Consider the following 14068-nt stretch of genomic DNA (forward strand, 5'->3'; position numbering starts at 1 on the left):
CATACTTGAAAGTATAATGTAAGTAATTAGCCAACCACGGGGCTTCTTTTGCCTTTTTTTGTTTGGTAAATTTCTTAATGTTTGTAGCTAAACGACAACCGTCATCCCAGCGGGATCTAGAGATATTGCGAATGAATCGCGGTATGACGGTTCGCGGCGGCATAAAGATAAGTCTCGTCATCCCGCTGCGTGTTAGCGGGATCTCTTGTTAGTGGCTGAGATACCGCGGCGGTATAGCTATACCTTTTTCTACTTAGTTTGGGTTATGCAAGAAGTCTAATAACATTTATTGCTATTTTGCCATGTATCCCTTATACTATAAAGTAGAACATTATAGGTTTCAGCAATGATAAAAGAAATTGAAGAACTAATAAAAATTGTTGGTAAGGGTAATTTATTAGAGACGTTATTTATTTTTTTAGGTAGCTTTCAACATGCTGACTTAGGTCGTTTTATGGATCACAGAAATCATTTTGGTTTGTCTGAATTCATTAGAAAAAAAGAGGAACCATTAGATAAATATTTTAACTTAAAATTTAGTCTACAAGGGCTGTTTTTAATTTATGCTCAAGCTTATCAAATTCTAAGTGAAAACAATAACCTGAATACTAAAGATATCATAGATAAAATATATGAAGTTATTAAAGGATCTGAGTTAAATGAATATATAAATGAAGTAGTAGATGGAAGAAAATTAGATTTACTTAACATCTTAGCAAATCCAAAGAGAGAACCAATATTTAAAACAGAAGAAGATTTTGAAAATAAAGTACTCATTGGTCTTAGAAAGTTACTAAGTGAAGGAAATACATTAAACAAATATGACAGAGAATTTGCATTAAATAAGTGCGTTATCAGCAGCTATTATTCCATTCATGACATAAAAGCAGATAAAGATATAGCATTGTTCTTTTCTTTGGGTGGTCACTATAAAGAACTTTCGTCATCTAACAAAACAGTAAAAAGAGAAGTATTAGAGATATGTGAGAATCAGTTAATAGAGAGCTATATAATGTTCTTAGCTGGCAAACTACACATGATCGGATTATCAAGTAGAGATAAATATACAATCGACCATGAGAATGTGGATCGGCAAGAGAAAGCATTGAAAATGGATGGATTAATATATCCTATAAATACAAAAAACACCCTAGAGCAACTGTTAAAAAACCAAAATAGTGATGAATTTGAACAATTAATAACGAGCCCTGATAATATATACTACTCAGTGCTGCAAGAAGAGAATGAATGTAGGCCAAATCCTATCACCAGCAAGAAAAAAGAAAAAGACCATAAAAACACAGTCTGTAAACTTATTTTAGGTATGTTTGTATTATCTGTTGGGTTATATGTTGCTGATTATTTCTTTATGGAGCAAAAATTATTTAATCCAATAAAAGGTGTCCTACCACAGGATAATTTTGCTAATCTAGTAATTGCTGCAGTGCTTACTATCGTAATAGTATATGCTTTATTTCAATTATCACAGGAACCACCACTTTCAACAGTCAATAAGATGACGAATGAAAATTTAGGACAGCCCGTGCAAAATAAGTTTAGAATTACATAAATGTAGCAACTTAAAAGCATATATTGTATAATGCTTATTCTTAAGTTAAGAGGTAATTTATGGATTTAAGTAAAATAACAGCAGGACCAAATGCGGTGAATGTGGTAATTGAAATAAGTGCGAATGCTGAGCCTGTAAAGTATGAATTTAATAAAGAGTTTAGGTTGTTACAAGTTGACAGATTTTTATCTACCTCAATGACTTATCCTTGCAATTATGGGTTTGTACCAAATACCTGCGCAGGTGATGGTGATCCTGTGGATGTTTTGGTGCTAACTCAGTTTCCCTTAGCATCTAGTGTTTTAATATCGGTGCGTCCGATAGGCGCATTACTCACTAAAGATGAAAAAGGAGAAGATGAGAAAATATTAGCTGTGCCTGTTTCCAGTGTTGATAGCTATTATGACAATATAAAGGACTATTCTGACTTATCTAAAAGCCTACTAGATAAAATTACTCATTTCTTTTCTCATTATAAAGATCTAGAAAAGGAAAAAACGGTAGCAGTTGGAGAATGGGTTGGTGTGGAAGAAGCAAAGAAAATCATTGAAAAAAGCAGAAATTAGTTTTTATTGATTTATAGCTAAAGTGGCTTAGGTTTGCCCACAATTTGAAAAACAACAAATTCGTCATTCCGCTACTTGTTAGCGGAATCTATACCGCGCACAACTGTACGAACATTGCAATATGGCACATAGTAAACGATGTCATTCCAGTGCGTGACACTGGGATGGCTTTGTTGCATCGCTACTTATGAAAGGCTAACTATAGTTAGGATTATAAGCAACTTATTGAAAATCTTGTTTTTTTGCAATCAATCTGATCAAATTTAAGAATAGTAATTTGTTATTTATATTAATAAATTTAATTCTATTGAAAATAGCTAAGGCATTGAAATTCTTGAATTTTAGCCAGATTAGTGAGTGGTAGTGAAATTTCTTTTACTCAAATTTAGGTATTCACTGACCGTTCTTGTTATAAATACCAGAATAATAAGCTACTGATATTCGCTATCTTTTTTATCTTTAATCCATCATAGCTAGCGATGCAACAAAGCCCACTGGGATCCAGACTTTCCGTAAAAACGTTATATTTTAACATAACACTTATATGCTCACCAACTTAGTGCTAATCAAAATCCTGGATCCCAGTGTCTGGGCACTGGGATGACAAGAAAGGGAGCACTGGAATTTTTGTTTCAGCATTAGCCATGCATCTGAACAGATACAAATATTGCAATTAAAAGCATTAGACAGGTGGTAGAGGTCTTGGTATTATATAATCTTTAGGTTCTAAATTTGGAAGGGTGGCCGAGCGGCTGAAGGCGGCGGTTTGCTAAACCGTTATACGACCCAAAAGTCGTATCGAGGGTTCGAATCCCTCTCCTTCCGTATACTGTTTTTAGCACGGTTTAAATTCGCTATATTAGCATGTTTTTAGCCTATTTACCAGCGTACCTGATTTTGTTGCAATGGTTTTTATTTCCATTGTCACTGAGATCACTATTAAAAAGTTGGCTAGCATTGACTCAGTATTTATTATAGAATTGGTTATTAACTAAACAACTTTACTTGTATGTATAAAATACTAATTTTACTGTTGATAGTGTTGCCACTTAGGTTGCTTGCAACCGAGATTGAAATTGTTGCAGATGTAAATGGTGAACCAATTTCAAATTTAGATATCGAAAAACGCATCAACTTTATAAATTCATTGTTTGGCACTCAAAGTGTTAATCAAAAAGAAGCAAAGCCTCAAGTGCTTAGGGAGCTAATAGACGAAATTATCATTATCAATGAAGCACAGAGGCTGAATATAAAATTGAGCAACGAGGAGTTAGATAATGCTATTATGTTATTTTTAACCCAAAGTTTTAAACTTAAGGCTAATGAAGTTGATCAATACATAGAGAAGCATAATATAGATCTTGGTATTTTAAGAAAACAAATAAAATGTCAGTTACTGTGGAGCAAAATTATTGAAGTAAGAATTGTGCCATTTATTAATATAAGCGATAAAGAAGTAGATGATGTAAAAAGGCAAACAGAAAAGCCGGATTATCTTATCACGTTCCAAGAGTTTATAATTCCTGATCAAAAAGACAAGGACGTTTATGGTATAGCTGAAGATTTAGTAAAAAAATTACGCAACAGTAATAACCCAGAATCTCCAATAAAGATGCGTAAAGCAACAGTTAATTTAAGTCAGCTAAAAGGAAAACTCAAGAGCGTTTTAGAAGGATTAGAAACCAGCGACATAGCAGGTCCATTCAGTTTCAGTGAAGGTTACTCCGTTATAAAAGTAATAGATAAAGTACAACTTAATCATGCACTGCTGGAAAGCACTTTAAAATTAAAACAGATTGTGGTTGAAGGTTCAGAAAGTTTATTAGATAATCTCAAGGAGCAAAAGGTCAGTTGTTTAAATTTTGATAAATTGGCAGATAATTTTAAGCTGCCAAACGCAAAAGAATTTGAAATAAAAATGCGAGATTTAAATCCTGATTTACAGATTTTATTTAGTAAAACAAGTGTGAATGAAATAGTAGAATTGAGAGAAAATGGCACTGCAAAGTTGATGATGTTGTGTGATATCAAGAGTAATGTAGCGGGTATAGAAGCAATCAAACAGAAAATGTACCAACAAAAGATTATGATACAAAGCAACTTGTTATTAGATGATATGCGTAAAAATGCAGCTATCAGTTATCGGTATAGTTGAAGTCAGAGAGTGTTCTTGTCTTTGTGTATAGAACTATATAAATTACTTTGTTCTATAAAATTTCAAAAAATTTGAACAAATGCAGTTAAAATAGCACATGAAGAATATAATGCTAATTGGTGGTGGAGTTGGAAATGCAGTGTTATTTTCGATAGGGAAGGCATGTCTTGAAAATAATAACAAGGTTTTGTACTTTGCTGGCTATAAGAAGTTAAGTGATGTATTTAAACGAGCACTGATAGAGCGTGCATCAAATGCAGTAGTTTGGGCATGTGAAGAAGGATTGATAGAAACAAGCAGAGATCAAGATAAATCCTTTCATGGTAATATAGTTGATGCAATAGTCTCTTATCAACAAGGAAGATTAGGTATTAATTTGAACGTTATAGATAAAATTATCACTATTGGTTCTGACAAAATGATGAAAGCTGTGAATGAAGCTAGAAAAACAATTTTAAAGCCATATCTGAAATCAGGCCACATAGCGATATCATCAGTTAATTCTCCTATGCAGTGTATGATGAAAGAAATCTGCGCTCAGTGTGTGCAGCAACATATAAATGCGAAAACAGGAGAAAGGAGTTTTGTTTATAGTTGCAGTAATCAAGACCAGGATATGGGGTGTGTTGACTTTGACTTTTTAAGTGAGCGCTTGAAGCAAAATAGTTTACAAGAAAAACTTACTGCAAAATGGATAGATCATGTTCAAAGATATTAAACAGCACAAAAAGGAAATAAGAGAGCAATATAGAGCTATAAGAAAAGATATTGATGAAAGTTATTCCAGTTATGCGGCAAATTCCCTTATTAATCTCTTTAATCAGAACTTAAGCTACGTTAAAGGCAAAACAATAGCAGCTTACATTCCAATGGATGAGGAAATAGATGTTGTGCCTTTGATGCATAGTTTACTCGATTTAGATTATAAAGTAGCAATTCCTAATAAAAATAAGTTACTAAAATTTGAGGAATGGAACGAAACAAATGAAGATGTAATTCCCGACACAATCATTACTCCTGTTATTGCTTTTGATGATCATTTTAATAGATTAGGTTTTGGCGGTGGTTGGTATGATACAATGATAGAAAAACTGCGGCCACTTGGAAAAATATTTATAGGTGTAGCCTATGAGAAACAATATTGTAAAGATTTACCTGTAGAAAAACATGATCAAAAATTGGATATTATAATCACTGAAATGTGTGTTAGGTGTAGAAGTGGATTGCTCAAAAAAGTGGATAAAAAAGAATAGATCTCTACCTTTCCCATTCCCTCCCTCTCCAAGCCATCAGAGGGTTTTGGTTTCTCCTGTACTCGCCTGTTCAGAACTTGGACTATCTAATTGAGGAACTGGTGACTTCATTTGGTTAACTTTATCATTAACCATTTTTTCTACCTCCTTTATTTTACCCTCACCAATGGCCATAATTTTAGATTGAAATTTCTCCATAAGTTCCTCAAGTGCTTCCTTATCACTTTCATAAGTACTAGTACCTTTTTCTCTAAGCTTTTTCATATCATCTTCTGAAAAATTTTGAATAGTTCCATTCTTTACTAACTCTTGTATAGCAGATCGCTGCCCTTCATTTTGAAGCATGCCTATGACCTTTGCTTTACTCTGGGCGTTTTTTATTTTTTCACCTTCTTCGGACATATTATAGCCTATAATCTCTAGAGCCAAACTATTGTATAATTTACTAAAGTTATCTTTTTTTGGCCCAACCTCAGTCAATTTATCCCCTAAATTTTTAGATAAACTTTTCACTGCTTTTCCTGCATCAATCGCACCTTCTTTTATTTTTTCCCCTGCCTTTCCTATACCTATTCCTACATAACGTGCTCCAATAGCTACAAGCGCTATTAATGTAGCAAGCACAATAAGCGGAGAAAATGCTACTCCTAATACCATTCCATCAGAAGCTATTCCTATTTTTTCATTTGCAGATGCTGATTTAAAATAATTGACTAGATTATCCAGCGGACCTTTATTATTATTTATAACATTACTTATTGCTTGCTGATTAACAGATTGTAGTGCTTCTTCTATTATCTTTGGCTCGATATCTTCAGACTTTGAATTTTCAAGTGCTTTTTCAATGAATTTTATAAATAATTCTTTGTTAACCTCCTTTTGCAAGCCTTGGTCATTAATCGCTAAACCTAAATCTTTGAGGTTCATCCCTTTAACTTGTTCTGATAGGGTTGTAAATAACTCTTTTTTCCCATCTTGTGAGGATTGTGCAATACTTTCTATTATATCTGAAATAGCTTTTCTTAGTTCTGGATAGTCAGTGTCAAAAAACATACTATTGCTAGATTCCATATTCAGCTTCGTTGATTATAAATATGCCTAATTATACATACTAATCATTAATTATATTATAATTGATATAACATACCCCTTTCCAAATATAGAATTTGTATTAAAATATCTAGATTGTATGAAATCAAGGTACTTTATGGGTGAAAAAAAATTAAAAGCTGCTGTGGTTTTATCAGGGTGTGGTCACCTTGACGGTGCAGAGGTAAGAGAAGCGGTTTTAAGTTTGCTTGTGCTTGATCAGCAGGAAGTGGATGTTAAATGCTTTGCACCTGATATCAATATCACACAAGTTATGAATCATAGAACAAAAGAGGCAACAAAAGAAAAAAGGAATGTACTTGTGGAAGCAGCAAGAATCGCAAGAGGCGAAATATATGACTTAAAAGAAGCCAAAGCTGAAAATTTTGACATGCTAGTTGTACCTGGTGGATACGGGGTTGCGAAAAATTTATCTGACTTAGCTGAAAGTAAAGACATGGTGACAGTAATGCCTGAATTTGAAAGATTAGTTTCAGAATTTTTTGTTACAAAAAAGCCAATAGGAGCGATATGCATATCTCCAGCCATCATTGTTTCAATTTTAAGTAACAAGATAGGTAAAGAAGAAAGTAAGGTTAAGGTAACTATAGGAGATGACAGAGAACAGTTGATAGAAAGGCTTGGCGGCGAGCACATAAAATGCGATACAGAGTTATCAATAGAAGACGAAGAACATAATGTATTTTCCTGTTCTGCTTATATGCGTAGCGACGAAAGTACATACTCTGTATATCAAGGGATAAAGCATATGATTGACAGCATGGTAAAAAAGATTAACAAAAAAACTAAACAGCCATTCCTCTAAGATATAGTAATTTAGACTTCCTTACACAATTAACTGTTGAATTTTACATTCTTAGCTGTATTATAGCTAAAGTGCTCTAGGTTTACTGACTATAACGGTATGGCGTAGGGCTTTAGCTCTTTTTTTATAAACGTAAGGTGTTTTATATGTCAGACCTTTTCTATATTGAAACTACGTGTTGTGTGGACGGTCAGTGTGATGTCTATACAGGGGAAGTGAGTTTTAATGATGTCATGTTAGGCAAGTTCAGTCTAAATTCGTGCAGCGGGAAAGAAGCTATGATAAATCTAGACATTATTACATTCGATATTAATATCGCTATTGATGGTCAAAATGGAAAGACAATAAAAAAATACCTTAAAGGTCTTGAATTTGTAACTAAAGATGATGGTTCTTGGTATATTAATAAGGATTTTGGTGATGATAAATTTGAAGTTGTAGTAAAGCAATCATAATTTTACATCTCAGGTGTAACATTTAGTATAGGCGCTATTCTATTTATAATGTTCTTTACTATAGGCGCAGCAATTATTCCCCCGGTATGGTGCATCCCTTGAGGCTCATCAATAGCAATTAGAACTATGTACCTTGGGTCAAGCATAGTTAGCACTCCTATAAATGATGCTATGTTTGCATCTTTGCTATATTTACCATCTACAACTTTTTCCGCCGATCCAGTTTTTCCTCCTATTGAATATGCCTTTATTTTTGCTTTTCTGCCAGTGCCATCTGTTACTGCTGCACGTAATAATTTTCTCATTTCCCTGGAAGTTCTTCTTGAGATAATTTGCTCTCCTATACTTCTTTTATTCAACATCAAGGTTGCGTTATGAAATATCCCATTGTTGATTAATGCTGCTGCAGTTTGTGCAAGATGTATAGGAGTTACAGCTATGCCATAACCATAAGATGCTGTTATTAAAGTGTTTTCACTCCATTTATCCGGGATTATCGGTGTGGATTTTTCTGGTATTTCTATTTTCAAAGGAGAAAATAGCTTCATAGCTTTAAAGTATTCTACCTGTTTTTCAATACCTAGTTTGACTGCAATTTTTGCTGCACCAATGTTGGATGATTTTACAAATATATCTTGCACAGTAATTTTGGGAATTTTAGATTTATGAAAATCCTGAATTTTATACTTTCCAATGGTGATTGGTGTTGATACGTCATATAAATCGCTAGTTTTTGTAGCGTTCGCATCAAGCGCTGCGGCTATTGTAAAGTATTTTAATACCGACCCCATCTCATATACCCCAAGACTGGCGCGATTAAACTTTTGTACGTCTTCTGCCTTATTCTGTAAGTTGGGATTAAAATCAGGTAGGCTGACCATCGAGATAACTTCACTATTTCTCACATTTAAAACAATTCCTACTCCGCCAAGTGCCTGATATCTGCTTACAGCTTTAGTTAGCTCTTCATGCACTATGCTTTGCACTCGTGTATCTAAGGATAGTATTATGGGCTTTTCTTGCTCATTATTTTTACTTATATATGCCTCAACTCCTGCAATACCGTTGCCATCTATGTCAGTGTAACCAAGCACGTGTGAAAATAAATTACTGTGAGGATATATACGCTTTATGTCGTCATAAAAATTTACTCCTGGTACACCAGCGTTTTTGATCGCTAGTAATTCTTTTGGAGTCAAGTGCCGCTTTATCCAAGCAAATTTCTTTTCTGAAGTAAGTACTCTATATAAGTTCTTGTATTCGAGGTCATGCAAAGTAGAACATAGTTGTGCTGCTATACTTTCCGGATTCTTTACTTTGGTTGCATCTATATATAGTGATGTTGTGGGCACATTTGTTGCTATTACCACTCCATTTCTATCTAAAATATCGGGTTGTTTATGTACTATATTATCTTTTCTAAAATTTTCTGAAGTAGTAAGTTGATCAAATGTTAAAGAGAATATGCGAAAAATAATTATTATATAAAATATAAATAATGGTACTATAAAACACAGTGAGCGGAGCTTATTTTTAAGTAATGCTTGCATATTTACTTGATTTGACAAAAATGGAAATCATCTTAGCTGAACCACGAGGTTTTTGTGCCGGGGTAAAAAGAGCTGTGGACATATTAGCTATTACTTTAGAAAAATACAAAAACGAGCGCCAAGTTTATGTGCTACACGAAATTGTTCACAATAAATATATAGTAGAGGACTTTAAGAAACAAGGAGTGGTTTTTGTAAGCAGTATCGAGGAAATTGAAGATAATGAAGGAATACTGATCTTCAGCGCGCACGGAGTATCAAAAAATATAGAAGATGAGGCAAAAAGAAAGGGTATTCAAGCGATTGATGCAACATGTCCTTTAGTCAACAAAGTGCATAAAGAAGCAAAAAGGTATGAAAACAGTGGTAAAGAATTAATTCTCATTGGGCATGAAAACCATCCAGAAGTTAAGGGAATTAGGGGAAGAGTAAACAATCCTATCACTTTAGTGCAAACTTTGCAGGATGTATATGATTTAAAGGTTAAAGATCCAGATAATTTGTCTTATGTTACACAAACTACGTTAAGCATCGACGATACCCGTGACATTATTGCTGCCTTGAAATCAAGGTTTCCAGGCATAACAGGTTCAGATTTAAAGGACATATGCTATGCAACGCAAAACAGACAAAATGCTGTTAAAAAGCTAGCTGAAATTGTAGACATGGTATTAGTTGTAGGAAGTAAAAATAGCTCAAATTCAAACCGCTTATTAGATCTGTGCACTGCCGGAGGAAAAAGAGCCTACTTGATTGATAATTACAGCTGTGTGAATAAAAGCTGGTTTCAGGGCGTAGAAAAGATAGGAATCACTGCAGGTGCTTCCGCTCCTGACATATTGGTTGATGAATTAATGGACTACCTAAAAGTAAACCTGAGTGTAAAAATTTCAGTTATGCCAGGTGGTATTATTGAAAGTGTTCAGTTTAAAATACCGAATCTGGTTTAAGACACAACTTATCTACTAAGCTTCTCTTGAAATCACACAAACCACATCTATAGCTAAGACGTCACACCGCGATTCATTAGACTTCTTGCATAACCATATAACAAACTTTTATTGGGAATAGAAACGAAAAAACTTACTTGACACCCTTCGCCAGCGCCCTTATCATGATAGTGAAGCTATTGTATTTGCTTTCGCCAATCTGCAGATTAAAAGGTAAGGATTACTTAATGTGTCGGCGTCTTATGTTCAATTTTTTGCAGTATGTAGATACTGTATGTCTTTACAAAACTTCATCTACATCTAGATTTTTATCTAAATAAGCTGAACGCGCTTATAAAGCGTTACAAGACATCAAAAAATGCCAATACTCGACAGAGATAGTAAAAGACTAGCTAACTCGGGGATTCTTTGTCTTTTTTTCTGCTTAGTAAATTTCTTAAACATTTGCAGCGTAAGTTAGTTGCAATTAAAAGCAGCTGAATTTCCCTTGTCAAGCGTTTAAAACATAAGAAACGCCAATACTTTAAAGCGGATAATAACCCCAGAGCTTCTTTTGCCTTTTTTTTCGTTTGGTAAATTTCTTAAATATTTACGGCTAATATGAAGCTAAGTACGAACTTTGTTAAACACAACAAATGGTGTCATTCCAGTCTGGAATCCAGGAAAAAGAATGGTGTCATCCCAGTGCCCAAACACTGGGATCCAGTTTTCTTTACAAATTCACCAAAAGTGTTTCATTCTATAACATAAAACCCATACTCACCAAATCCAATGCATTACTTGCAATTAAGTTTCCTGGATCCCAGTGTCTGGGCACTGGGATAACAAAGGAGGACGTTATTCCAGTGCCAAGCACTGACCATTTCTGGTCTCTTAAATTGCAACTAATCTAAGTATTAAAAAATTTACCAAGCGAAAAAAAAGGCAAAAAAAGCCCGATGGTTGGCTAGTTACTTACATTATACTTTCAAGTATGGCGTTTTTTTATTCTAAACGATTAATAACCGTGACTCAGCCGCTTTTAAGCCGCAACTAATCTAAATTATAAACGTTAAGAAATTTACTAAACAGAAAAAAAGGCAAAGAAACCCTAGGGTAGCTAATTATTCACTATCCATTTTTTAAGTTGGCGTTTTTTGATGTTTTAAATAGCGTATTTCAGCTTGTGTAGCTAGAAATTTGATAAAGACATGAGGTGCACATAGTGCAAAAAATTAAGCATGATTTACGCCAAATACATTAAGTTTTTTTGTCATTAATCCACTGCAGAGATTGCGAAGATAAATAAATAGCTTCAGTTTCATGATAAGGGGGCTGGCGAAGGGTGTCAAGGAAGTTTTTCGTTTCATCCAATGCGCTGCCAAAAGTTTGTTATGCAAGAGATCCCATAAATTGGGTGTCATAATAACTACACCCACATTAATTTTGGTGTACGTGACCTTGAAAGATCGTGATTCAATACTTAAATTATTAGGGTAGTAGGCAAATAATGGAGCTCAAAATGCATAATGTACAAGAAACTGAAAATTTAAAATTTGACGCTGAGGTAGGGAAAGTACTGAATATAGTGATTCATTCACTTTACACCAATAAAGACATTTTTCTGCGTGAATTAATATCAAATGCATCAGATGCATGTGATAAGTTGCGCTATGAATCTCAACTAAACCCTAATTTGCTAGATTTGAGTGACGAATTAAAAATCACTATCAGCTCCAATAAAGACAAGAACGAGCTATATATCACTGATAATGGCATTGGAATGAATAGACAGGATTTAATAGACAATCTTGGTACAATTGCAAGCTCTGGTACGCAAAAGTTCTTGGATGCGATTAAGAATAGCAAGGATTCAAGCCAAACTGTGGAGCTGATTGGGAAGTTTGGTGTTGGTTTTTACTCAAGCTTTATGGTTGCATCAGAAGTAATAGTAGAATCGAGAAAAGCTGGAGAAGAGGAGTCTTGGATCTGGCAATCCAAAGGAGATGGGGAATATTCAATCAGCAAGTCAGATAATCAAGTCCCTCGCGGAACCAAAATTACGCTCATTATGCATCCTGAAGAAAACGAGTTTTTAGATAAATTTCGTGTTGAAAATATTGTCACTACTTACTCTGATCACATAAATTTTCCTGTTGAATTTATAGACGAAGAAGGAAAAAGTGAAAAGTTAAACAGTAAGGCTGCAATTTGGACTAAGCCAAAAAATGACGTTACTCAAGAGGAGCACAACGATTTTTTCCGCAGTGTTGCTCACGTTGGCGGGGAGCCCTGGATGATATTGCATAATAAAAATGAAGGTGCAATAGAATATACAAATTTGCTTTATGTTCCTTCTATAAAACCTTTTGATTTATTCCATCCAGATAGACGTTGCTCTGTGAAGTTATATGTAAATAAAGTATTTATCACTGAAGATAACGTACAGATTATACCACAATACTTGCGTTTTCTGAAAGGCGTGGTTGATTCACCGGACTTGCCTCTTAATATCAGCAGAGAAACGCTGCAGAATAATCGTGTTGTTGAGCAGATCAGAAAATCTCTCACTAAGCGTGTGATATCAGAGCTCGGTAAAAAAGCAAAAGAGAATTTAGAGGAATATACAAAATTCTGGACCAATTTTGGTGCAGTTTTAAAGGAAGGTCTTTGTGAAGCTATGCCAACTGATGAGAGAGAAGCACTACTCTCAATTTGCAGATTTCATAGTACTGGTGATGAGAAATTAGTCAGCATTGATGACTATATAAGCAGAATGAAGCCTGAGCAGGAACATATCTATTATCTCACCGGAAATAGCCTCGATTCAGTGAAAAACAGTCCGCAACTTGAGGGGTTCGTCAGTAAAGGGCTGGAGGTTCTTCTGTTCGTTGATCCAGTGGATGATTTCTGGACTAGTGTAATTCATGAATATAAAGATCAAAAGTTTAAGTCTGTGACTCGCGCTGATGTTGATTTGGAAAAATTCTCTTCAGAAGAAGATAAGAAAAATGAAGAAAACAAATCGAATGAAGAAAAAACTGAGGAAACTATATTGCAATATTTTACCACAGTGCTTGGAGATTCAGTAAAAAGCGTAAAAATTTCCAAAAAATTGACTGATAGTCCCGTATGCCTAGCGGTTGATGAAGGTGCTATGGATCTTCGCATGGAGCGTTTTTTGCGTGAACAAAAGCAGCTAAATTACCGCACGCCAAAGGTGCTTGAAATTAACACTAAGCATCCTGTAATAAAGAGTATAATGAAATCTTATGCTGAAAGTGGTGAAAACCCAACATTGGAGGACATGGTTCACTTATTGTTTTACCAAGCTTGCATCGTGGAAGGCGAAGAGATGGATGACGCGAGCAGCTTTGCTAAGAGACTGAATAATTTGCTTGGCAAGATTTCTGTTTAATGCTATACTTAGCTTAGCTGCTAGTTAGGAGGTAAAACATGTTTGGTTCCAATTTTAGAGACTTTGTATCACAAGATACAACTTCACAGGGCCAATCAAATTCTGAAAGATTAATCAAAAGTTGGCGTGGTTTTGAAAAACCAGATTCTGAAGATTCAGGTATTGAAGAAGAGTTTGAAGTTTTAGATAGCGAAAGTCAAGAGATACCAGCTACTCCATGTAGCACACCCCCTCCCCTGCAGATCTAAGTTTAGAGA

14 protein-coding genes and 1 tRNA gene are annotated in these 14068 nt (G+C 34.6%); 12 read left to right on the plus strand and 3 right to left on the minus strand.

Annotated elements, in window-relative coordinates:
• Positions 1-346: 346 nt before the first annotated feature.
• The 6 genes from ONI09_RS06495 to ONI09_RS06520 all read left to right on the plus strand — a co-directional run bounded on the left by ONI09_RS06495 (position 347) and on the right by ONI09_RS06520 (position 5544).
• Entirely contained in the window at positions 347-1570 is a 1224-nt protein-coding gene (locus tag ONI09_RS06495) for a WD1261 family protein (protein WP_265014008.1), read from the plus strand.
• Between the two features lie 59 nt (positions 1571-1629).
• Positions 1630-2136, plus strand: coding sequence for an inorganic diphosphatase (gene ppa, locus ONI09_RS06500; RefSeq protein WP_265014009.1), 507 nt, complete (start codon positions 1630-1632; stop codon positions 2134-2136).
• A 734-nt stretch (positions 2137-2870) separates the two neighbouring features.
• Positions 2871-2961: transfer RNA gene (locus tag ONI09_RS06505), tRNA-Ser, on the plus strand.
• A 184-nt stretch (positions 2962-3145) separates the two neighbouring features.
• Positions 3146-4291 (plus strand): SurA N-terminal domain-containing protein, encoded by a 1146-nt coding sequence (locus ONI09_RS06510; RefSeq protein ID WP_182309700.1) that lies wholly within the window; start codon positions 3146-3148, stop codon positions 4289-4291.
• A 97-nt stretch (positions 4292-4388) separates the two neighbouring features.
• A complete protein-coding gene (locus tag ONI09_RS06515; RefSeq protein WP_006279429.1) occupies positions 4389-5009 on the plus strand; it encodes a ferredoxin reductase domain-containing protein in 621 nt (206 codons plus the stop codon).
• Entirely contained in the window at positions 4993-5544 is a 552-nt protein-coding gene (locus ONI09_RS06520) for a 5-formyltetrahydrofolate cyclo-ligase (RefSeq protein WP_264707258.1), read from the plus strand. Before ONI09_RS06515 ends, ONI09_RS06520 begins: the two co-directional genes overlap by 17 nt.
• A gap of 36 nt (positions 5545-5580) precedes the next feature.
• Here ONI09_RS06520 and ONI09_RS06525 read toward each other — a convergent pair whose 3' ends face one another.
• Entirely contained in the window at positions 5581-6615 is a 1035-nt protein-coding gene (locus ONI09_RS06525) for a hypothetical protein (RefSeq protein WP_265014010.1), read from the minus strand.
• A 136-nt stretch (positions 6616-6751) separates the two neighbouring features.
• On the opposite strand from ONI09_RS06525, the gene elbB reads away from it, so the two are divergent.
• Together elbB and ONI09_RS06535 are read left to right on the plus strand one after the other, a co-directional pair.
• Entirely contained in the window at positions 6752-7459 is a 708-nt protein-coding gene (elbB, locus tag ONI09_RS06530) for an isoprenoid biosynthesis glyoxalase ElbB (protein WP_264707255.1), read from the plus strand.
• Positions 7460-7605: 146 nt separating this feature from the next.
• A complete protein-coding gene (locus ONI09_RS06535) occupies positions 7606-7914 on the plus strand; it encodes a hypothetical protein (protein ID WP_265014011.1) in 309 nt (102 codons plus the stop codon).
• A 2-nt stretch (positions 7915-7916) separates the two neighbouring features.
• Here ONI09_RS06535 and ONI09_RS06540 read toward each other — a convergent pair whose 3' ends face one another.
• Positions 7917-9464 carry a peptidoglycan D,D-transpeptidase FtsI family protein gene (locus tag ONI09_RS06540; RefSeq protein WP_151807547.1) on the minus strand — a complete coding sequence of 516 codons (1548 nt, stop codon included), beginning with the start codon at positions 9462-9464 and terminating at the stop codon, positions 7917-7919.
• 20 nt (positions 9465-9484) lie between these two features.
• Here ONI09_RS06540 and ispH point away from each other — a divergent pair, with 20 nt between their 5' ends.
• Both ispH and ONI09_RS06550 read left to right on the plus strand, forming a co-directional pair.
• Positions 9485-10414, plus strand: coding sequence for a 4-hydroxy-3-methylbut-2-enyl diphosphate reductase (gene ispH / locus ONI09_RS06545; protein WP_265014447.1), 930 nt, complete (start codon positions 9485-9487; stop codon positions 10412-10414).
• 600 nt (positions 10415-11014) lie between these two features.
• Positions 11015-11164 (plus strand): hypothetical protein, encoded by a 150-nt coding sequence (locus ONI09_RS06550; protein ID WP_265014012.1) that lies wholly within the window; start codon positions 11015-11017, stop codon positions 11162-11164.
• Here the strand turns inward: ONI09_RS06550 and ONI09_RS06555 are convergent.
• The gene (locus ONI09_RS06555) at positions 11154-11270 is read right to left on the minus strand and encodes a WPE palindromic element domain-containing protein (protein WP_077188447.1); all 117 of its coding nucleotides are present in this window, start codon (positions 11268-11270) and stop codon (positions 11154-11156) included. The genes ONI09_RS06550 and ONI09_RS06555 overlap by 11 nt on opposite strands.
• 645 nt (positions 11271-11915) lie before the next feature.
• Between ONI09_RS06555 and htpG the strand changes: the two genes are divergently transcribed.
• A complete protein-coding gene (gene htpG / locus ONI09_RS06560) occupies positions 11916-13811 on the plus strand; it encodes a molecular chaperone HtpG (protein WP_182309722.1) in 1896 nt (631 codons plus the stop codon).
• 38 nt (positions 13812-13849) lie between these two features.
• On the plus strand, positions 13850-14059 hold the full coding sequence (locus ONI09_RS06565) for a hypothetical protein (RefSeq protein ID WP_265014013.1): 210 nt from the start codon (positions 13850-13852) through the stop codon (positions 14057-14059).
• Positions 14060-14068: the final 9 nt, after the last annotated feature.

The organism is Wolbachia endosymbiont of Drosophila pseudotakahashii, from assembly GCF_026015925.1.
Taxonomy (GTDB): domain Bacteria; phylum Pseudomonadota; class Alphaproteobacteria; order Rickettsiales; family Anaplasmataceae; genus Wolbachia; species Wolbachia pipientis.

What these genes read in the sequence shown, in the direction of transcription:
- ispH (WP_265014447.1), top strand. Translation starts at nt 9,485, where the DNA reads ATGGAAATCATCTTAGCTGAACCACGAGGTTTTTGTGCCGGGGTAAAA.
- ONI09_RS06535 (WP_265014011.1), top strand. Translation starts at nt 7,606, where the DNA reads ATGTCAGACCTTTTCTATATTGAAACTACGTGTTGTGTGGACGGTCAG.
- ONI09_RS06525 (WP_265014010.1), bottom strand. Translation starts at nt 6,615, where the DNA reads ATGGAATCTAGCAATAGTATGTTTTTTGACACTGACTATCCAGAACTA.
- ONI09_RS06540 (WP_151807547.1), bottom strand. Translation starts at nt 9,464, where the DNA reads ATGCAAGCATTACTTAAAAATAAGCTCCGCTCACTGTGTTTTATAGTA.
- ONI09_RS06515 (WP_006279429.1), top strand. Translation starts at nt 4,389, where the DNA reads ATGAAGAATATAATGCTAATTGGTGGTGGAGTTGGAAATGCAGTGTTA.
- ONI09_RS06520 (WP_264707258.1), top strand. Translation starts at nt 4,993, where the DNA reads ATGTTCAAAGATATTAAACAGCACAAAAAGGAAATAAGAGAGCAATAT.
- ONI09_RS06510 (WP_182309700.1), top strand. Translation starts at nt 3,146, where the DNA reads ATGTATAAAATACTAATTTTACTGTTGATAGTGTTGCCACTTAGGTTG.
- ONI09_RS06550 (WP_265014012.1), top strand. Translation starts at nt 11,015, where the DNA reads ATGAAGCTAAGTACGAACTTTGTTAAACACAACAAATGGTGTCATTCC.
- ONI09_RS06565 (WP_265014013.1), top strand. Translation starts at nt 13,850, where the DNA reads ATGTTTGGTTCCAATTTTAGAGACTTTGTATCACAAGATACAACTTCA.
- ONI09_RS06495 (WP_265014008.1), top strand. Translation starts at nt 347, where the DNA reads ATGATAAAAGAAATTGAAGAACTAATAAAAATTGTTGGTAAGGGTAAT.
- htpG (WP_182309722.1), top strand. Translation starts at nt 11,916, where the DNA reads ATGCATAATGTACAAGAAACTGAAAATTTAAAATTTGACGCTGAGGTA.
- ppa (WP_265014009.1), top strand. Translation starts at nt 1,630, where the DNA reads ATGGATTTAAGTAAAATAACAGCAGGACCAAATGCGGTGAATGTGGTA.
- elbB (WP_264707255.1), top strand. Translation starts at nt 6,752, where the DNA reads ATGGGTGAAAAAAAATTAAAAGCTGCTGTGGTTTTATCAGGGTGTGGT.